The organism is Paraburkholderia sejongensis, assembly GCF_020880815.1.
In the GTDB taxonomy this organism is placed as follows: Bacteria; Pseudomonadota; Gammaproteobacteria; order Burkholderiales; family Burkholderiaceae; genus Paraburkholderia; species Paraburkholderia sejongensis.
The window spans coordinates 36466-56396 of sequence record NZ_JAJITD010000019.1; the positions used below are offsets into that span (position 1 = coordinate 36466).

Below are 19931 nucleotides of genomic sequence, written 5' to 3' on the forward strand. Positions count from 1 at the left end.
GTTCCTGAATCATGCCATGAAGCGCGCGAGGCGGGACTCGGCCCACATCCCCGCGCGCGAGGTCAGTTCGACCAGCGCGAGGTAGCACACGCACAGCACCAGCAGGGTTTCGACGAAAGCGAAGGTTGCCGAACCGATGCCGGTCAGCACGAAGGTCAGCTCGGGCACGGTGACGATCGACAGCACCGCGGTTTCCTTGCTCAACACGATGATCAGATTGGTCAGCGCGGGCACGATCAGCACCAGCATCTGCGGCGCCTGAATACGCAGGATTGCTTGCCAGCGCGTGAGGCCGAGGCACGCCGCCGCTTCCAGATGACCGCGCGGCACCGACTGGAAACCGGAGCGGAATACCTCGGCGAAATACGCGCTGCCGTAAAGGCCGAGGCCGACGATGCCGGCCGTCATCGGTTCGAGTGTCAGACCGATCGATGGACCGCCGTAGTACAGCAAAAAGAGTTGCACCAGAAACGGCGTGCCGCGCAGCAACTCGATATAGACGCGCAGCGCGGCGCGCACCCAGCGTCCGCAGAACAGTTGCAGCACCGCGATCAGAAAACCGATCGCGAGACCGATCGCGACGCCGGCGGCCCAACTGCCGAGCGTGGTCGCGAGACCGGCGGCGATGGGCTGCAGGTTGTGCGTGATGATGGCGGGATCGAACGTTTGCATGGCGGTCTGGGCGTGGATGGCAGCGGTCAGGCGTGCCGCAAACGGTGTTCGGCCGTGTGCGCGACGAGCGCAAGCGCACCGCAGATCACGAAGTAGATCAGGCCGGCCGCGACATACGCTTCGAGCGGCCGGTAGGTGCTCGCGGCGATGTTCTGCGCGGTGCGGGTAATTTCGGCGACGCCGACCACCGAGATCAGCGACGACGCCTTGATCAGCAGCACCATTTCATTGACCAGCGACGGCAGCGTCAGACGAAACGCCTGCGGCACCAGAATGCGCCGCAGCGTATCGAGCGGCGTGAGGCCGAGCATGCGCGCCGCTTCCAGGTGGCCGGGCGGAATGCTCAGAAAGCCGCCGCGCAGAATTTCGGCGATATAGGACGCGGAGCACAGCGATACCGTGCTGATCGCGGCGACGAGCGGCGACACGTTGATGCCGGCGAACGGCAGCAGGTAGTAGACCAGCAGCAGCTGCACCAGCATCGGCACGCCGCGAAAGAAGAACACATAGGCGCCGCCGGCCAGCCGTGCCGCGCGATGCTGCGACAGCCGCGCGCTGCACACCGCGATCGCGACGAAGAAACCGATCACGAGGCCGCTCAGCGAAATGCCGATGGTCGCTAGCGCGGCCTGCAGCAGCAGCGGCAGGCCCTGAACGAAGACGGTCGTATCGAACATGATGTGCCGGCCGGTGGGACGGTAAGGGCGGCGCGCGGCCCGTTGCGGGGCGCCGCGCCGATCGTGCTCAGGACACTTGCGGCGCTCAGTAGTTCGGCGCCGGCAGCGTGGTCGGCATATCCATCGCGACGCCGAACCATTTCTTCTGCAACGCGGCGAGGCGGCCGTCGTTATGCATCTTCACGAGCGCCGCGTTGAACGCGTCGGCGAGCGGTTTGCTGTCGGCGTCCTTGCGTAGCGCGTACGCGAAGTACACCTTCGCGCCGAACGGCGGCTGCACGACCGCGAACATCTCCGGGCGCTGCTTCGCGACATACGCGATATTGGTCATCGAGTTCGCGACCGCCGCGATGCGGCCGGCGGCGAGGTCCGCATACGCCTGGTTGTTGTCCACGTACTCGCGGATTTCGGGCGGCTTGGGCAGCGTCGCGGTGTAGGCCTTCAACTGGTCGAGCTGGGCCGAGCCCTTGCCCGCGCCGACCGTCTTGCCGGCGATATCCGCCGATTGCTTCAGCGACGTATCGTTCGCGCGCTTGAGCAGCGCGTCGGTCGCGTCGGCGACCGGCAGCGTGTACGTGTAGCGTTCCATGCGCGCCTTCGTGATCGTCAACGGGCCGCCGACCATGTCGAACTTGCCCGCTTCGAGACCGGGCAGCACGCTCGGCCACGGCAGATCGATGAAGCGCACCTTCACGCCGATTTCCTTGCCGACCTCCGCGAACAGATCCTTGTTGAAGCCGGCCTGCTGACCGTTCTGCAGAAAGTCGAACGGCGCGAACTGCATCTCGGTGCCGACCACCAGTTCACCGGCTTTTTTTACTTTGGCGAGCTGATCGTCGGCATAAGCGGCGACGCTGGCCGCGCACAGCGACAGCATGACCAGACCACATTTCCAGCCTGCAAGGATACGCATGGGATTCTCCGGGGGCGAACGGGGTTCGGATCGTTGTGATGTTTCTGGTCGGCATGGAACGCGTGGCGACGACTGCGCGTTGCGCTTCCTGCCAGGCAGTATATACCGCGTTTCCAGCGGAAAATAAATGCTCTCGCGAGTAGAGAAAAGCCCTGATATCAAGGTGTGCGATGCAACTTGCCCCGTTGCTTTTGGCGGTATATACAACTGCAATGCAGCGGCGCGGCAGCGCTTTTTTGCCGGCTCGCGCCGGGCGTTTCAGCAGCGGAAACCGCCGTACCGGAACTTTCATTCGTCCGATCTTCGAAGGAGCAGTGCAATGCCCGTGACCCGCATTCCGATCATCGATCTCGCCGGCGTACGCGCGCGCGATCCGCATGCGCTGCAACGCGTCGCGACGCAAATTCATGAAGCGTGTACGACGATCGGCTTTTTCTACATCGTCAATCACGGCGTGCCGCAAGCGACGATCGATGCCGCCGAGCAAGCCGCGCGCACGTTCTTCGCGTTTCCGGTCGAGACGAAACGGCGCGCGGCGGTCAATCACCGGCATCGCGGTTTCAACGCGCTCGGCGACGCGACGATGTATCAGGCGAAGCGCCCCGACTACAAGGAGTTCTTCAGCATCGGCCTCGAATTGCCGGAGGACGATCCGGACGTGCTCGCGGGCCAGGCGTTGCGCGGGCCGAACAACTGGCCGGACTTCATGCCGCAATTGCGGCCGGCGCTGTACGGCTATTACGAGGCGCTCGGCGCGTGCGGCGCCGATCTGTTGCGCGCGGTCGCGCTGAGTCTTGGCGTCGATGCGGATTTTTTTGCGCCGCGCTATACGAAGCGGATGCAGCGCACGCAGATGGTCTACTATCCGCCGCAGCCGCCGCAAGCGCAGGACGACCAGTTCGGCGTCGCGCCGCATACCGACTACGGCTGCATCACGCTGCTGTGGCAGGATCAGGTCGGCGGGCTGCAGGTGCGCGAGATCGCCAACGATACGTGGATCGATGCGCCGCCCATTGAAGGCAGCTTCGTCGTCAACGTCGGCGATCTGCTCGCGCGCTGGACCAACGACCGCTTCCGCTCGACCTTGCATCGGGTGATCAACGCGTCGGGGCGCGAGCGCTATTCGATCGCGACGTTCTACGATCCGACCTATGGCGCGCTGGTCGATCCGCGCGAACTGGGCGCGAGCGATGCGCAGGTCAAATATCAGCCGGTGGCCGCCGGCGATTACATACTCGGCCGGATCAACGACTCGATGGGCTATCGCAAGAAACTCGCCGCCGCGTCATAAGGCGGTCAACAACAGGACTACTGGATGACAGATCACGGTATTACCCAGCAGCCGGTGCATGAGCCGGCCGACGCGGCCGCGCCGCTCGCGGCGAATCTTGGCGCGAATCTCGACGCGACCCTCAACGCACTGCGCGCCGCGCTCGGCGCCGACGCGGTGCGCGTCGGCGAGCAGATCGGCGAACGCGCGCTGACCGACTGGACCCGTCACGAACCGACGCGGCCGGCCGCGTTGCTACTGCCGCGTACAGTCGAACAGGTATCGCGCGCGCTCGCGATCTGCCATGCCGCGCATCAACCGGTGGTGCCGCAAGGCGGAATGACCGGACTCGCGGGCGGCGCGATCGCGCGCGCGACCGATATCGCGTTGTCGCTCGAACGACTCAGCGGCGTCGAAGAACTCGACAGCGCGTCGGCGACCTTGACCGTGCGCGCCGGCACCACGTTGCAGGCCGCGCAGGAAGCGGCGGAGCAGGCGGGCTTCGAACTCGCGCTCGATCTCGGCGCGCGCGGCTCGTGTCAGATCGGCGGCAATCTGGCGACCAACGCGGGCGGCAACCGCGTGATCCAGTCGGGCACCGCGCGCGACCAGGTGCTCGGACTCGAAGTGGTGCTTGCCAATGGCGACGTGCTGACCTCGCTCGGCAAGATGGTCAAGAACAACACCGGCTATGACCTGAAGCACTGGTTCATCGGCTCGGAAGGCACGCTCGGCGTGATCACGCGCGCGGTGTTGCGGCTGCATCCGCGGCGCGCGGCGCGCCATACCGCGCTGGTCGCGCTCGGCGATTACGACGCGGCGGTGAGCCTGCTGCGGCGGCTGGCGACGCGCTTCGGCAACGACATCGGCGCGTTCGAAATCATGTGGCCGGACTTCTACGATTTCGGCGTGAAGCTGACCGGCACGCGCTCGCCGTTCGCGCTCGCGCATCCGCTCTATGCCTTGATCGAGCACGCGGGCTTCGATGCCGACGACGATGGCACGCGTTTCGCGCAAGCGCTGAACGACGCGCTCGAAGCGGGCGCGCTGCGCGACGCGGTGATCGCGCAGTCGGTCGCCGATGCGCGCGCGCTGTGGGCGATCCGCGAATGCACGGCGGAGTTTCCGGTGCGGCTCGATCCGATCAACTTCGACGTGAGCTTGCCGATCGGCGAGATCGGAGCGTTCGTCGAGCGCTGCCGCGTGGCGTTGAACGAGCGTTGGCCCGGCAACGAAGCGTATTTCTTCGGCCATATCGGCGACTCGAATCTGCATCTGACCGTCGACGGCCGCTCGGTGCCCGGCGTCGATCATCACGCGGTCTATGCGTTCGTCTACGAGATGCTCGGGCCGTTGCGCGGCTCGGTGTCGGCCGAGCATGGGATCGGCTTGCTGAAGCGCGAGTTTTTGCCGATCTCGCGTTCGCCGGCGGAGCTCGCGGCGATGGTCGCGATCAAGCGCGCGCTCGATCCGCACGGCATTCTGAATCCGGGCAAGCTGTTTTAAGGGCCCATCGGCGGCATATGGGCGGCGCGTCGGCGGCTGCGGCGTCGCCGTCAGTGCTCGTCCAGATAGCGGACGATCAGCGGATAAACATCGACCGCCGCGTTCTTGCCGAAGATGCAGTCGATATGTCCGTAACCCGGAATCAGATGCCGTTCATACGGCTGCTCGGGGAAGCGGTTGCGCAGCATGTCGAAGGTCAGTTCGGTGCTTACCGGCAGATAGGTTTCGTTCCTGTCGCCGTGAATAAAGCCGATCGGCAGCCGCATTCCTTCGATTCCCTTCATCCCGTTCGCGCCGGCGAGATAGACATTCTCGCCGTGCGCATCGACCACGTGACCGGCCCGCACCATCGTGGCCAGATGCTGGAACACCGCCATGTCGTGGATACCGAACAATTCCTGCAGGTTCGCATGCAGCGTCTCGTTCAACTGCTCGTGCTCGTACAGCAGTCCATACAGGAAGGTCGCGCGATGGCAGATCGGATTGCCGCAACCCTCGTCGTGATCGAGCGGATAGAGCCGCAGCGCTTCGTCGAACAGATTCGCGGGCCACGAATCGTGTTGCGTGTAAGCAGTGAGATCGCGCACGTGCAGATGCTGCATCAGGTCCGGGATATGCAGCCCGGCCTTCACGCGCTGCAACTTGCCCGGCACCGGATGCGCGGCCACCTGCGAGATCACCGCCGAGCGCACGCCGGCGAGCCCGTATAGCAGCGACATGCTGAGCGCGAGGCCGCCCATGCAATGGCCGAGCACCTGGATTTGCGGCACACCGGTCAGCTCGCGAATCTTCGCGACCGCCGCGGGGATGTCCTCGCGCGCGACCTTGTCGACGTCGGTCGGCACCAGCACGCTCGGCAGTTCGATGCTGACGCGCAGATCGACGAGCCACACGTCGTAGTCCGACGCGCATAGATATTCGACGAGGTTGGTCGCGATCAGATCGGTCGAAAAGATCCGGCTCGATACGCCCGAGCCGTGGATCAGCAGGACCGGTTTCGCGGGCTTGCCGCTGGCCGCGTCGTGGTAGCGCGTGAGTTTTAGTGTGGTGCCGTCGGGCGTCGTGAAGAACGTGATCTGCGGCGGCGGCGCGCGCAGCGTGCGCTTCGCGCGCGGCGCCAGCGTCGGATCGTAGAACTGCAGCGGCGCGGCGACCCCGCCGTATTCGCTAAACAGCACGCCCGCGAAGAACTTGCCGAACTTCAGCGTCCATTCGAGGCGGGTCTTCAGATCGGGCGCATGCGTGACTTCGAGCGTGCGCTGCTGCTTCAGGAAGTTCGCCGGCGTGATTATCAGCGTCGCGGTGCCGGCCAGCGGCGCCGTTTCATCAGCCGACGCGCGGATTTGCGCATACAGCGTGTTGGTCTGCTCCCACAGGTTGATCGGCGACGTGCGCGTGATGATCTTCCGGCCGGTCAGGTACCAGGTTTTGCCTTCCACTGAAGCGAGCGTCATGTGATACGTCATGTTGCGCTCGTCGACGTCCGATGCGTCGACCACGAACAGGTTGAACGTGCCGTCGGTGATCGTCAGCGGTTGCGCGGACAGCGCGGGGCAGGTCAGCGTGCCGGCGGTGCGCGCCAGATGATCCGGATTGCGCAGCATATCGGCGAGGTCGTCCGATTCGACCGTCAGCGTGAATTCGATCGGACTGGTTGCCGCGTCGCCCACGGCCGCGGGCGTGTAGGTGCCGACCATCGTTTCGGTGAAGCGCAGGCCGATCTTCTGCGCGGGCGGCGGCGCGGCTGTGCCTTGCGCCGCGTAGTCGATGGACCAGCCGTGCTTCGCGGCGAGCAGCGCGCAGTTGCGTTCGGCGAGCGCGGAAATCGTCAGCAGCGGATTGACGCCGAGCGACATCGGCATCACCGCGCCATCCATCACGTACAGACCGTCGTGCACCGCGTTGCCGGTCGCGCCACTGAACACGCAGCCGGTGTGATCGACCACCCCATGCTGCGCGTCCTCGCCCATCCCGCAGCCGCCGAGCGGATGCACGGTGACGGTGCGGCGGCCGAGAATTTCCGTCGAGATCGGATTGCGCAGATATTTGCCGCCGAGCGGCACGCTCGCCTTGATCAGCACGTCCTCGATGGTCTGGAACACCGGCTGGCTGCCGGCGTTCGGCCATGCGATACGCGCGCGGCCGCGGTCGTCGATCGAGATGCGGCCGCGTTCGTCGTCGTGCGCCATCACGAGGTAGCTCTGCGTGTGATGCAGCGCGCCGTGATACGGGCCGCGGATCACGTTGTCGATCGTGCGCGCGTCGTACGCGAGCCGTTCGTGCAGCGGCGGCGTGCCGGCCGGATCGACGCCTTCGAGCGGCGCGGCCGCCCCGAGCATCGCGACCAGCGCTTCGCCGACCGGTCCGGCCAGCGAGCCTTCCTCGATCACGTAGCCATCCTGAACATCGGCGGCCGCCGCGCGATTGTCGATCAGGCCGGTTATGGTCGGCCCGACCGGCTCGATCTCGCCCGCGGTGTGCTCGCCCCAGCCGACGCCGTTGATCGTGTCCCGGGTGTTGTACGCGAACGCGAGCACGTCGCCATTGCCGGTGAAATGCTGGCCGAGCATATCGGATAGGTTCAGCCCCGCGTCGCGCGAGCGCAGCAGCAATGCGGTCGAGCCGATCGAGCCGGCCGCGATGATCACGATATCGGCGAGCACGAATAGATCGGGCGCGCCGAAGCTTTCGCGGCCGAGCTTGACCAGCTGGAAGTTGACCTTCCATTGCTGCGTGGCCGGATCACGCAACACGGAATGCACGGCCGTGCCGGTGAAAATCTGCGCGCCGTGCGCGACCGCATCGGGCAGATAGTTCATATGGGTGGAGTTTTTCGCGTCGTAGTTGCACCCGGAGTTGCAATCGCCGCAACCGACGCACGCGTGCTGTTCGACGCCGGCCGCATTCGGGCCGCTGTTGAACGTGACCGTGATCGGCGGCCGGCTGAAACGGTCGGCCATGCCGAGCGCCTGCGCGGATTTTTCGAGCGCCTGCAGCTTCGGCAGCGGCGGGAAATCGGCGGGCACCGGCGCCGGCGACAGCATTTGCCACGCGAGCGCGTAGCCGTCGTCGCGGCCGCGCTGATCGGCGCGCAGCGCGGCAGGCCAGCGCGGATCGTCCCACAGCCGCGGATCTGCTCGCAGCGCGACGTTCGCATTGATCAGCGAGGTGCCGCCCAACCCGCAGCCGACCACCGCGTTGACGTCCTCGTTCACGTGCACTTCGATTAGCGCGAGCCGCGAGCCGATCTGTTCGGCCGCAGTGTTGTACTGAATATTTTCGACGCCCTGCACGGGCGTGCGCGGATACTCGCCCGCGATGAACTCGCGGCCGCGTTCGAGCACGCACACGCTGCGGCCCGCGCGCGCCATCCGGCTCGCGGCGATCGCGCCGCCGTAGCCCGAACCTATCACTACCACCTCGTAATGCGATTGCAGCGCCGTCGGCGCGCTCGATAAGCGGTTCATCGGGACCACCTCGTCTGGAATCGGATGCGGGGAGCGCAAGCTGCGCTTCGGAACAAAGACGGCGCGTGGCGGCAGCTTTTTTATCGTAGGCGCAACGCGCGCGCAAAAAAAGCGCGCCGTGGAGGGCGCGCAGACGTAGCGTGCGAGGTACCGGGGCGCATGGCCGGGACGTCCCCTTGCCGGTGATAGCCGGCCGTCCCGTCATGCGCCGCTGTCGTCGCCTTTATGTGGCCGGTTTGTTATCCGAACTAATTAGGCGGCCACTTCATTGCACTCGCTGGCATTCGACTGCGCCGCGAGCAGGTTCAGCGCGAGCAGGATCGCCGCACGATTTTCGAGTTCGATCGCGATGCCGAGCGTTTCGGTCAGCCAGCGGCCGATTTTGGTATTGGAAAAATCCGCCGCGCCCGCCGTCTTTTTCATCGTGACACCTAGCTTGACCGCACGATAGTGATAGGAGGGGACCCGATGCCGAGTCGCCACCGCCGACAGTCCGCCCTTGCCCTCGGAGCACCAGCCGAGGCTGCCGGCCAGCACGATGCGCTCAGGCTCGTCGAGTCCTTCGATAAACTCGCGCGCCGCGTCGCGCACCCGCTGCTCGTTCAGCCCGTATTGCAGCAGCACGCTGTCGACCGGATCTTCGAGCGCGCGCGCATGCAGATCGATCTCCTGCACGACACCTTCGCTTTCCATCGACACATTGCGTTGATGGCACGCGCTGCGCAGACAGTCGATCAGATAGCGGCGGAAATATGCGCACAGCGCATAGCTGTTGGACGGCGCACTGTCGGCGCACGCGCTGGTTTCAGTGTGGCCGGGCGCGAGCCGCAGCACCTTCGCGTAGATGAACTGGGCGACCAGTTCCTCCTTGTCCTCGCCGAGCGCCTGCAATTCGAGCGGGTGATAGGTGCGCAGCGCGCGCTTGACCAGTTCGACCATCGACACCATTTCGTCCGCCGACAGCCGGGTGCGCCTGCGCCACAGCTCGGGAAGGATCGCGTCGTCGAGTTGGCGGGCGAACTCGTAGCTCGGGACTGCACCCATGGAAACCTCCGTCACGGTTGGCAGGGAGCGCGGTTCGGCCACGGTGGAGAGGGCCTTTAGAACTGGCGATGTGCCGGTGATGCCGCGCTGAAAACGTGAGTGCAGTATGGTTTGCGGCAACACCTTCGCCTATATGGATTAAGTGTTAGCTGATGGGTAAACTGCCGGGTAAACCTTCTGACGAACTACTAACTATTCGTCTGATGGATGGGGGTCCGAAGTAAAAGAACGCCGCAAAAGGAGACCGCGCGATGCGGGCCGAGCCGATCCAGCGTGCTATCGACGAAGACCTGGTGCGAGTGCTGTACGCGCAGGATCCGATCGCGTTCTTTTCCCACTGGTTTTCGATCGCGGTGCTGGTGGCGATCTACTGGCCGCACGTGCCGGCGCTGCCGCTTTTCATTGCCTGCTTCGTTTTCTACGGCCTCGCCAATTGCGCGGGCCTCGCGCTGTGGCTGTGCAACCGCCGCTATCCGCGATGGCTGTCGCCGCGCGACTGGATCTATCTGCACGCGCTGCGCGGCGTGCTGCTGTACAGCGGACCGGGCTTCGCGGTGTGGTTCGCGTTCCAGAGTCCGCAAACCGATTTGCCGGTGCTGCACACCGTGATGCTGGTCACGCTGGCGGCCGGCGTGTTCATGTCGAACGGCTTCGACCTGCTGAATTTCTCGACCTCGATTCCATTCCTGCTGCTGCCGTCGATCGTATTGCTGTTCGGCTCGCATACGTTCGATCGCACGATTCTTGCGATCGTGCTGGCGTTCTTCTTCTGCGCGATCAACGTCTATGCGATGAGCTACCGCAAGCTGTTTCGCCAGGTCGTGCAGGCGCGCGTCGATCAGCAGTACCTGGCGCAATCGCTGGCCGCGCAAAAGCGCGTCGCCGAAGAGGCGAGTCTCGCGAAGACGCGCTTCTTCGCGGCCGCCAGCCACGATCTGCGCCAGCCGCTGCATGCGATCGGGCTGCTCGCGGCGTCGCTGAACGATCCGGCCGCGACCCCCGCGCAGCACGCGAAAACCGCCGGCCATATCGTCTACAACGTCGAGGCGCTGAACCAGCTGTTCAATCAGGTGCTCGATCTGGCGCGGCTCGAAAGCGGCGTGACCCAGGTGATCCGGCTGCATTTCCGGCTTGCCGAGCTGTTCGAGCGGGTCGGCAGCCAGTACCGGCCGCAGGCCGCCGCGAAGGGGCTCGCGCTGCGGATCGCGCCGACTTCGCTGGTCGTCTACGACGATCCGGTGCTGCTCGAACGGGTGCTGAGCAATCTGCTGTCGAACGCGGTGCGCTATACCGACGAAGGCGCGATCTGGCTTGGCTTGCGGCGCGCGGGGCGGCGCAGCGGCGGCTATATCGAGGTGCGCGATTCGGGCGTCGGCATCGCGCCGGAAGAGCATGCGCGGATCTTCGAGGAGTTCTATCAGGTCGCCAATCCGCAGCGCGACGCGCGCCAGGGGCATGGCCTCGGGCTGCCGACGGTGAAGCGGCTGGTCGGCCTGCTCGGCGGCGAACTGCAACTGCGTTCGGCGCCGGGGCGCGGTTCGGTATTCCGTTTTCCGGTGCATGCGGGCGACCCGAGCGGGATCGTCGCGAGTCTCGACGATACGGTGGCGAGCGGGCCGGCGGCGCGCGGACGGCGGGTGCTGTGCATCGACGACGAGCCGTCGATTCTCGAAGGGCTCGCGAGTCTGCTGGCGCGCTGGGGCTGCGAGGTGCGCGGCGCGCGCGACGAAGCGCAAGCGCTCGCCGCGCTCGGCGACGGCTTCATGCCCGACGCGGTGCTGTGCGATTACCAGCTCGCCAATCACCGCACCGGCGTGCAGGCGCTCGGCGCGATCCGCGCGGCGCTCGCGCGCGCGGGGCAGGCGAATGTGGTGACGCTGCTGATTACCGGCGATATGGCGTCGACCGAGCTGGCGGCGCTCGCATTGCAGGGGATTCCGGTGCTGCACAAGCCGGTCACGCCGGCGCGCCTGCGGCGCACGCTGGAGATGCTGTGGCAGCAGGCGGAAGCGGAGCGCGGGCGCGGCGCGCAGCCGCCGACGAGCGCACGCGCAGCGAACGCTACAGCGTCTTCCCCGCCTCCAGCCAGCCGTTGATCACCGCGATCGCGGTCGAGCGGTTGTGCACGCCGAGCGCCCGAAAAATCACCGACAGATGGACCTTGACCGTGCCTTCGGCGACGCCGAGATCGCGCGCGATCATCTTGTTGGTCCAGCCGCGATGCACGAGCCGCATGATGTCCTGCTGGCGCGGCGACAGATTTTCCAGCAGATGCTGCTGATGAGGTTGCAGCGAGGGGAGTTGGGTCAGCGGTTCGATTTGGGCGACAGCGGCGCCGCGGGCGGCAGTGGCGGTGGTGGTGGCGGACCCGCCGGCTTGCGCGCCGACCCCGGCGCTCAGCGCGACGTCGGTGCCGCTGCCGCTCGCCTGCGCGTCGCGCGAGCCCAGCAAACTGAGCGCCTCCATCGGCACATAGGCGCCGCCGGACAGCACCAGTTCGATCGCCTTCAGCATCACGCTGGCGGGCTGCCGTTTCGGTACGAAGCCGAGCGCACCGGCCGCCAGTACCGCGCGCATTTCGTCGGGCGATTCTTCCGCGGACAGCACCACCACCGGCAGCGCCGGATTCGCCTTCAGCAGCGCTTCGAGCGAACTCGCGCCGCTCATTCCGGGCATATGCAGATCGACGATCGCGAGATCGTGATTCGCGTCGGGGCGCGCGGCGCTCGCGAGGGTTTCCCAGCTGTCGGCTTCGTCGAACTGCGCGTCGGCATCGAAGCCGCGCAGCATCCCTTTGACACCTTGCCGGATCAGTTCATGGTCGTCGGCCACAAGAAACTTCATGATGTCTCCGCGAGTCGAGCCTGTCCGTTGAGGGTTGCCGGCATCGTTCGATGCGCTACGTGATGTTAATGCAGGTCTCCCGCGCACAGGTTCCGGCTTGCTTGGTAGACGAGCCGCGCGGCCGGTTTTTGAAGCGCCGCGCCGCGCGTGTTGCCAGTTTATGCCGCTCCCGGCTCGACGGGCGCCGGCGTGCCGAGCACCGGGGCGCCGTTATTTGACCGCGAACAGCGTCGCGTACATCAGCAGCTTGAACGCGTAACCGAGCGACAGCGCGGCGGCCACGCCGCCGCACCACAGCGCGATGAACCAGAGCCAGCCCGGCAGCTTGCGCTCGCGTGCTTCAGTGATAGTGGTGTTGGTCGTCATGGCGCACCTTGCCTCGAAAAACCCAGTAACCCATCGTCGTGTACGCGATGATGATCGGCAGAATCACCGCCGCGCCGACCAGCGTGAAGGTCTGGCTGGCGCGCGGCGCGGCCGCGTCCCACAGCGTCAGGCTCGACGGAATCGCGTACGGCCACAGGCTGACCAGCAGCCCGAGATAGCCGAGCAGCACCAGCGTCAGCGCCAGCACGAACGGCGTGTTGTGATGCCGCGCGCGCACCGCGCGATGCATGAAGAACGCGCATACCGCGACGAGGAACGGCACCGGCAGCAGACGGTAGAAGATCCCGTCATGGAACCAGCGTTGCTTGATGCCGGCGTCCATCATCGGGGTCCACAGACTGACCACCACGATGAACCCGAGCAGCACCAGCGTGAGCGGCCACACCACGCGATGCAGGCGCCGCTGCAGATCGCCTTCGGTCTTCGCGACCAGCCAGCAGCAGCCGAGCAGCGCATAGGTCGCGACGAGCCCGAGACCCGTCAGCAGGCTGAACGGCGTGAGCCAGCCGAACGCGTCGCCCGCATAGCCGCCGTCGATGACCGGAATGCCTTGCAGGAATGCACCGAGCACGATCCCCTGAAAGAAGGTCGCGCCGGCCGAGCCGCCGATGAACGCGAGGTCCCACAGGTGCTTGGTGCGGCGCGCCTTCGCGCGAATCTCGAACGACACGCCGCGAAAGATCAGGCACACCAGCATGAAGATGAGCGGCAGATAAAGCGCCGACAGGACGGTCGAGTAGACGATCGGAAACACCGCGAACAGCGCGGCGCCGCCGAGCACCAGCCAGGTTTCGTTGCCGTCCCAGACCGGCGCGACCGTGTTCATCATCAGGTCGCGCTCCTTCTCGTCGGGGAAGAACGGAAAGACAATGCCGATGCCGAGGTCGAAGCCGTCCAGCACGACGTACATGAAAAGGCCCAGCGCGATGATCGCGGCCCATACGACGGTTATGTCCATACTGTTTCTCTCGTGGCGGTTAGGCGGCGTCGATCATCTGATCGGCGGCGGACAGCGGGCGGCGCGCGGTTTGCGCGGACGTCGGTTGCGGCGCGTCGTGCGGGCTTTGGCCCGGCAGCGCGGGGCCTGTGCGCATCAGCTTGAGCATGTAGTAGATGCCGGTGCCGAACACGAGGAAGTAGACGACCACGAAAGTCATCAGCGACAGCCCGACCTGCTGCGCGGTCAGCGGCGAGACCGCCTGCGACGTGCGCATCACGCCGTACACGACCCACGGCTGACGGCCCGCTTCGGTGGTGACCCAGCCGGCCAGCAGCGTAATGAAGCCGCTCGGACCCATCGCCAGACACAGGCGCTGGAACCACTTCGACTCGAACAGACGGCCGCGGCGGCGCAGCACCCATGCGGCGATCGACATTGCGATCATCAGCACGCCCAGGCCCGCCATGATGCGAAAACTCCAGAACACGACGGTCGAATTCGGCCGGTCTTGCGGCGGGAATTCCTTCAGGCCGCGGATTTCGCCGTCCCAGCTGTGGGTCAGGATCAGGCTGCCCAGGTGCGGAATCGATACCGCGTAGCGGGTGGTTTCGGCCTTCATGTCGGGGATGCCGAACAGGTTCAGCGCGGTGCCGCCTGTTTCGGTCTCCCAAAGACCTTCGATCGCGGCGATCTTCGCCGGCTGATATTCGCGCGTATTCAGACCGTGCTGATCGCCGACGAAGGCCTGGATCGGCGTGAGGACCAGCAGCAGCCACAGCGCCATCGAGAACATTTTCTTGACCGCCGGATCGCGCCGGCCGCGCAGCAGATGCCATGCGCCGACCGCCGCGACCACCAGCGCGGCGACGATGAACGCCGCGAGCGCCATATGCGCGAGGCGGTACGGGAACGACGGATTGAAGATGATCTTGAACCAGTCGAGCGGCACGACCTGGCCGTTGACGACTTCGAAGCCTTGCGGGGTCTGCATCCAGCTATTGGAGGCGAGAATCCAGAAGGTCGAGATCAGCGTGCCGATCGCGACCATCAGCGTCGCGCCGAAGTGCGCGCGCGCACTGACGCGTTGCCAGCCGAATAGCATGATGCCGAGGAAGCCCGCTTCGAGAAAGAACGCGGTCATCACTTCGTACATCAGCAGCGGACCGGTGACCGGTCCCGCGAAACTGGAAAAGCCCGACCAGTTGGTGCCGAACTGATAAGCCATGACGACGCCGGAGACGACGCCCATACCGAAGGCCACCGCGAAGATTTTCGACCAGAACAGGCAAAGATCTTTGTAGTAGGTCTTACCGGTTTTCAGCCAGCGCCATTCGAGCACCGCGATAAAACTGGCGAGTCCGATACTGAGTGCCGGAAAAACGATATGAAATGAAACGGTGAACGCGAATTGAATGCGGGCGAGATCGAACGCCGATATTGCAGAGCTCATAATCGTGTTGTGCGTGATAGCCGGGTGAGCGGACTTCCGCGCGTCGACCGGTGTCGGTGCGCACTACCCTCGGGCAGATGGCGCAAGCGTAGGGGATCGAAGGAAATCGTGTTGCAATGCGCCGTGCGTCAAAGAACCGCGTTGTTTAATCGCTAATTTGCATATCGATCTCGCAAGTTCTTGATGAGGATCAACTTTTGGTTCGTGCATAACGGGAAGGGATTCGCGCACCCGCGCATGCAGTGCGGCAATCGACCGCGCTGCAGCAATACGCTGCGGCGATGGCTTGCGCGCTGTTGTCGCGGCGGTTCGAGCGCGTGGTCCGTCGGCAACCGACAATCGATCCATCCGAACCGACTTCTTCTGTTGGCACGCTAGCCACCCGATTTTTTTACTTCTACGATGCTCGCTTCCAGCTGAACGCTTCAGCTATTTCTTTTCGTTTTATTGATTGCGCATTAACCAGTCCGTTATCTGGGCCGTTTTCGCGTTATTGCGTAATTGCGTTATTGCAACGGCCTGTGATGAGTCGCGGCTGTGGGCGTTTGCCTGACTTATTTGCTGCCGCTGTGCTTGCTGTCACGCGCGGGCGGCATGCTTCGATACTGCATCAGCTTCATCCACCTGCCGGCGACGGCAGACTTCATCCTTCAGGAGTCAGCAGATGAGCACGATCAAAACGAAAGACGGTACGTCGATTTTCTATAAGGATTGGGGCAAGGGGCGCCCCGTCGTGTTTTCGCACGGCTGGCCGCTGACCGCCGATGCGTGGGATGCGCAGATGCTGTTTCTCGGCAACAAGGGCTTTCGCGTGATCGCGCACGACCGGCGCGGCCACGGCCGCTCGGAGCAGCCGTGGGACGGCAACGACATGGATACCTACGCGGACGATCTGGCCGCGCTGATCGAGCATCTCGACCTGCAGGACGCGACGCTGGTCGGTCATTCGACCGGCGGCGGCGAGGTTGCGCATTACATCGGCCGTCATGGCACCGCGCGGGTCGCGAAGGCGGTGCTGATCGGCGCGGTGCCGCCGCTGATGCTGAAAACCGCGGACAATCCTCTCGGCCTGCCGATCGACGTGTTCGACGGGATCCGCAAGGGCGTCGTCGACGATCGCTCGCAGTTCTTCAAGGATCTCGCGTTGGCGTTCTACGGCTACAACCGGCCGGGCGCGAAGGTCTCGCAAGGCGTGATCGATTCGTTCTGGCGCCAGGGGATGGCCGGTTCGATCAAGGGCTTGTACGACTGCATCAAGCAGTTCTCCGAAGTCGATTACACCGAAGACCTGAAGAAAATCGACGTGCCGACGCTGGTGCTGCACGGCGACGACGACCAGATCGTGCCAATCGACGCAGCCGGCCGGCAGACCGCGAAGATCGTCAAGGACGCGACGTTGAAGGTCTATGCGGGCGGTCAGCACGGCATGTGCACGGTCGAGGCCGACAAGGTCAACGCCGATCTGCTTGAGTTCATCGGCTCGTGATTGGGGTGAGGGCTGTCGGATTGGTTGCGCTGTAACGGGCTGTGTAGCGCGGTTAAAGCGTGGGTAAAGCGCGGGACGGGTGAAAGACGGGTAGGGCGCGATGGGCGGTCGTGTAGATGATTCGCCGTGCGTCGGCTTGCCGGTTTCACTGCCGTCCCGCGCTTTTTCGTTGGTGCCGTTCGACGCGCGAGCCTCGGGTACGGGCTGGCCGCGATGCGCGGGGTAGCGGCGCGACCCTCCGATTAATGAACGATTACACCCTCTTAGTCATACGATGTCGCATAAATATGATGTTGGGCATCTCATTGATTATTAAAGAGATCGAAAAGGAACACCCCACTGTTTACGGGTAAATGCCTAGTTGAAATCCGGCTGTCAATCGTTAATAGTACGTTATCGTACAACCTGAGTGGGTTAGCGCCGCCCCCGACGCGGCTCGCAGACCGCTCGATCCCCGTCCCCTGTTGATCTCGCGCGCGGCGCAGCAAAGGAACCCTTATGAAGAAGATCGCCTTGAGTGGCGCCGGCGGCCAGCTCGGCTCCGTAGTACGTGCAGAATTCGTCGCACGCGGCATGCCGTTGCGTTCGGCCGCGGGCTCAAAAGCGTTGACGCCGCTGGTCGATGGCGAGGACGTGATGAACGGCGATCTGCGCGATCCGGCGGTGGTCGACCGGCTGCTGAACGGCGTCGACGTGCTGATCCATTTCGCTGGCACCAGCGTCGAGCGTCCGCTGCCCGAGATCATCGAGAACAATCTGCGCGGTCTCGTCGAAGTGTATGAAGGCGCGCGCCGCAACGGCGTGAAGCGCATCGTGTTCGCGAGTTCGAACCACGCGATCGGCATGTACCCCGTCACCGAGCATCTGAGCCTCGATTGCGAACTGCGCCCGGATGGCTTCTATGGGTTGTCGAAGGCGTGGGGCGAATCACTCGCGCGGATGTACTGGGACAAGCACGGAATCGAAAGCGTGTGCGTGCGGATCGGCAGCTGCCTCGAGCGGCCGACCGAGCAGCGTCACCTGAGCACGTGGTTCGGCCATCAGGACCTGTTCCATTTCCTTGAGCGCTGCATCGAAGTGGAACACGTAGGGTTCCTGACTATCTGGGGCGTGTCGGCGAATACGCGCAGCTGGTGGGACAACAGCGGCGCCGCGCGGCTCGGCTATCAGCCGAAGCAGAACGCCGAGGATTACGCGGTCGACATCGAATCGCGTCCGAATCCTCTCGATGAGCTCGGCCAGCGCTTCCAGGGCGGCAGCTTCGTCGGCATCGATTATTCGCGCAAGTCGTAAGCCCCGTCGGTCGAACGGGAGTTGTTTGAGCAGGAGATGTGGCAATGAAGATCAAGGGTATTCGCTGGTGGATGGTGGGTCTGGTCGCGGCCGGGTTGATCATCAATTACCTCGCGCGCAACACGCTGTCGGTCGCGGCACCGACGCTGATGAAGGACCTGAACATCACGACCGAGCAGTACGCGCACGTGGTGGTCGCGTGGCAGCTCTGTTATGCGTTCATGCAGCCGGTCGCCGGCTTCGTGCTCGACACGATCGGCACCAAGCTCGGCTTCGCGGTGTTCGCGCTGGCGTGGTCGGTGGCTTGCGCGGCGGCCGCGTGGGCGACCGGCTGGCGCAGCCTGGCGGTGTTTCGCGGGCTGCTCGGGCTGGCCGAGTCGGCGGGCATTCCGGCCGGCGTGAAGGCGACCAGCGAGTGGTTCCCGGCGAAAGAGCGCTCGGTGGCGATCGGCTGGTTCAACATCGGCTCGTCGATCGGCGCGCTGCTGGCACCGCCGCTGGTGGTGTGGGCGTTGTTGCGCGGTCAGTGGCAGCTTGCGTTCGTGATCGTCGGCGTCGCGGGGATTGTGTGGAGCGTGCTGTGGATGTTCGTCTACAAGCATCCGCGCAACCAGAAGCTGCTGGGCAACGACGAGCGCGACTACATTCTGAGCGGCCAGGAAGCCAAGCATAGCGACGACGTTAGCACCCCGAAACGTAACTGGCGCGCGATGCTGGTGAGCCGCGACTTCTGGGCGATCGGGATTCCGCGGATGCTGTCGGAGCCGGCGTGGCAGACCTTCAATGCGTGGATTCCGCTGTACATGATGACCGAGCGTCACATGAACCTGAAGGAAGTCGCGATGTTCGCGTGGATGCCGTTCCTTGCCGCCGATATCGGTTGCGTGCTCGGCGGTTATCTGAGCCCGCTGTTTCATAAGTACGCGAAGGTGTCGCTGTTCACGTCGCGCAAGATGGTGTTCGTGGTCGGCGCGCTGTTCATGATCGGACCGGCGTGCGTGGGTCTGGTGGCGAGTCCGTATGTGGCGGTGGCGTTGTTGTGCGTCGGCGGTTTCGCGCACCAGACGCTGTCCGGAGCGCTGTATGCGATTACGTCGGATATGTTCGGCAAGAACGAAGTCGCGACCGCGACCGGCATGGGCGGGATGGCGGGTTATCTGGGCGCGGCGGTGTTCACCGCGTTGTTCGGCGTGCTGGTTACGCAGATCGGTTATAGCCCGCTGTTCGTCGTGCTGGCCGTGTTCGACCTGATCGCGGCGGCGGTGGTCTGCCTGATGGCGAAAAGCTCGGACAGGGCGCCGGAGCCGAAGTGGATTGGGGCGGAGCCGGTGGCGGTGAAGTGATAGTGGATGACGGTTGGCTTTGCTTTCGGCTTTGCTTTCGGTTTAGCTTAGCTTTAGCGGGTCGATCTGGTAGTGATGTGAGAGGCGGCGTCCATTTGAGTGGGCGCCGTCTTTTTTGTTGCTCGGATTGGGGCGGGTGGGACTATTCACGTAGGAGCCGTTTTAGTTCTTCGAGGAATGAGGCGGTGGTGTGGCCCCACGGTTCGGGATCAACGTAAAGGCCGTAGATTTTTTCGAAAGATGCATCCAGATTGGCGGAGTGGTTGCGCTTGAAGCGGTCAATTTCAGTTGCGACTTGCGTACGAATAACCTGGTCGTTTTCCTCCTTGAAGCAGCAGAGGATCTCTGCAACGGTGTTGCCCCACAAGTCGAAATCTTCATTGAAATAGCCACGAATCAAAAAATCCAGGTTCGGGTAGTGCGATTGGATAGTCATAGTGGTCTCATGGCGTTGGGTGAGGGGCGCTTGGTTTCGCATGGTCTTGGAACTCACGTGTTTCGGCGTGGTTTGTGGAGAGCCTGACGAAGGCGCGGGCAATCGCTTCGGCGTGTGTGCGACCGGTATCCGCTCGACTTGCCAACGCGTGATCAAGCGGCGCTGGCGCTTGACGCGGGCAGCCTCGGTGGCTCGACGCGCGC

Annotated in this window: 16 protein-coding genes; 6 read left to right on the plus strand and 10 right to left on the minus strand. The window is 64.4% G+C overall.

Going from position 1 to position 19931, the window contains the following annotated elements:
• Positions 1-9: 9 nt before the first annotated feature.
• The 3 genes from LJ656_RS28750 to LJ656_RS28760 all read right to left on the minus strand — a co-directional run bounded on the left by LJ656_RS28750 (position 10) and on the right by LJ656_RS28760 (position 2262).
• Complete coding sequence (locus LJ656_RS28750) at positions 10-672, minus strand: amino acid ABC transporter permease (RefSeq protein WP_230512872.1); 663 nt, start codon at positions 670-672, stop codon at positions 10-12.
• 26 nt (positions 673-698) lie between these two features.
• Complete coding sequence (locus tag LJ656_RS28755; RefSeq protein ID WP_230512873.1) at positions 699-1349, minus strand: amino acid ABC transporter permease; 651 nt, start codon at positions 1347-1349, stop codon at positions 699-701.
• Positions 1350-1434: 85 nt separating this feature from the next.
• A complete protein-coding gene (locus tag LJ656_RS28760) occupies positions 1435-2262 on the minus strand; it encodes a transporter substrate-binding domain-containing protein (RefSeq protein ID WP_230512874.1) in 828 nt (275 codons plus the stop codon).
• A gap of 319 nt (positions 2263-2581) precedes the next feature.
• Here LJ656_RS28760 and LJ656_RS28765 point away from each other — a divergent pair, with 319 nt between their 5' ends.
• Positions 2582-3553, plus strand: a complete 972-nt coding sequence (locus tag LJ656_RS28765; protein WP_230512875.1) for an isopenicillin N synthase family dioxygenase — start codon at positions 2582-2584, stop codon at positions 3551-3553.
• Positions 3554-3577: 24 nt separating this feature from the next.
• Positions 3578-5038, plus strand: coding sequence for an FAD-binding oxidoreductase (locus LJ656_RS28770; RefSeq protein ID WP_230512876.1), 1461 nt, complete (start codon positions 3578-3580; stop codon positions 5036-5038).
• Positions 5039-5088: 50 nt separating this feature from the next.
• On the opposite strand, the gene LJ656_RS28775 is transcribed toward LJ656_RS28770, so the two are convergent.
• Both LJ656_RS28775 and LJ656_RS28780 read right to left on the minus strand, forming a co-directional pair.
• Positions 5089-8505: an alpha/beta fold hydrolase gene (locus LJ656_RS28775; protein ID WP_230512877.1), complete on the minus strand. Its 3417-nt coding sequence runs from the start codon at positions 8503-8505 to the stop codon at positions 5089-5091.
• Between the two features lie 252 nt (positions 8506-8757).
• Complete coding sequence (locus LJ656_RS28780; RefSeq protein ID WP_230512878.1) at positions 8758-9549, minus strand: hypothetical protein; 792 nt, start codon at positions 9547-9549, stop codon at positions 8758-8760.
• A 251-nt stretch (positions 9550-9800) separates the two neighbouring features.
• Between LJ656_RS28780 and LJ656_RS28785 the strand changes: the two genes are divergently transcribed.
• Positions 9801-11645, plus strand: a complete 1845-nt coding sequence (locus LJ656_RS28785) for a hybrid sensor histidine kinase/response regulator (RefSeq protein WP_230512879.1) — start codon at positions 9801-9803, stop codon at positions 11643-11645.
• On the opposite strand, the gene LJ656_RS28790 is transcribed toward LJ656_RS28785, so the two are convergent.
• From LJ656_RS28790 to LJ656_RS28805, 4 genes are all read right to left on the minus strand, one after another.
• Positions 11611-12393 (minus strand): response regulator transcription factor, encoded by a 783-nt coding sequence (locus LJ656_RS28790; protein WP_230512880.1) that lies wholly within the window; start codon positions 12391-12393, stop codon positions 11611-11613. The two genes, LJ656_RS28785 and LJ656_RS28790, sit on opposite strands and share 35 nt — an antisense overlap.
• A 210-nt stretch (positions 12394-12603) precedes the next feature.
• The gene (locus LJ656_RS28795) at positions 12604-12759 is read right to left on the minus strand and encodes a hypothetical protein (protein WP_230512881.1); all 156 of its coding nucleotides are present in this window, start codon (positions 12757-12759) and stop codon (positions 12604-12606) included.
• Positions 12734-13738: a cytochrome d ubiquinol oxidase subunit II gene (gene cydB / locus LJ656_RS28800; RefSeq protein WP_230512882.1), complete on the minus strand. Its 1005-nt coding sequence runs from the start codon at positions 13736-13738 to the stop codon at positions 12734-12736. Before cydB ends, LJ656_RS28795 begins: the two co-directional genes overlap by 26 nt.
• 19 nt (positions 13739-13757) lie before the next feature.
• Positions 13758-15170, minus strand: coding sequence for a cytochrome ubiquinol oxidase subunit I (locus LJ656_RS28805; protein ID WP_230512883.1), 1413 nt, complete (start codon positions 15168-15170; stop codon positions 13758-13760).
• 664 nt (positions 15171-15834) lie between these two features.
• On the opposite strand from LJ656_RS28805, the gene LJ656_RS28810 reads away from it, so the two are divergent.
• From LJ656_RS28810 to LJ656_RS28820, 3 genes are all read left to right on the plus strand, one after another.
• Positions 15835-16656: an alpha/beta fold hydrolase gene (locus tag LJ656_RS28810; protein WP_230512884.1), complete on the plus strand. Its 822-nt coding sequence runs from the start codon at positions 15835-15837 to the stop codon at positions 16654-16656.
• Positions 16657-17154: 498 nt separating this feature from the next.
• On the plus strand, positions 17155-17949 hold the full coding sequence (locus LJ656_RS28815; protein ID WP_230512885.1) for an NAD-dependent epimerase/dehydratase family protein: 795 nt from the start codon (positions 17155-17157) through the stop codon (positions 17947-17949).
• 44 nt (positions 17950-17993) lie between these two features.
• The gene (locus LJ656_RS28820) at positions 17994-19292 is read left to right on the plus strand and encodes an MFS transporter (protein WP_230512886.1); all 1299 of its coding nucleotides are present in this window, start codon (positions 17994-17996) and stop codon (positions 19290-19292) included.
• 142 nt (positions 19293-19434) lie between these two features.
• Here the strand turns inward: LJ656_RS28820 and LJ656_RS28825 are convergent, their stop codons facing one another.
• Positions 19435-19728 carry a contact-dependent growth inhibition system immunity protein gene (locus tag LJ656_RS28825; RefSeq protein WP_230512887.1) on the minus strand — a complete coding sequence of 98 codons (294 nt, stop codon included), beginning with the start codon at positions 19726-19728 and terminating at the stop codon, positions 19435-19437.
• Positions 19729-19931 lie beyond the last annotated feature (203 nt).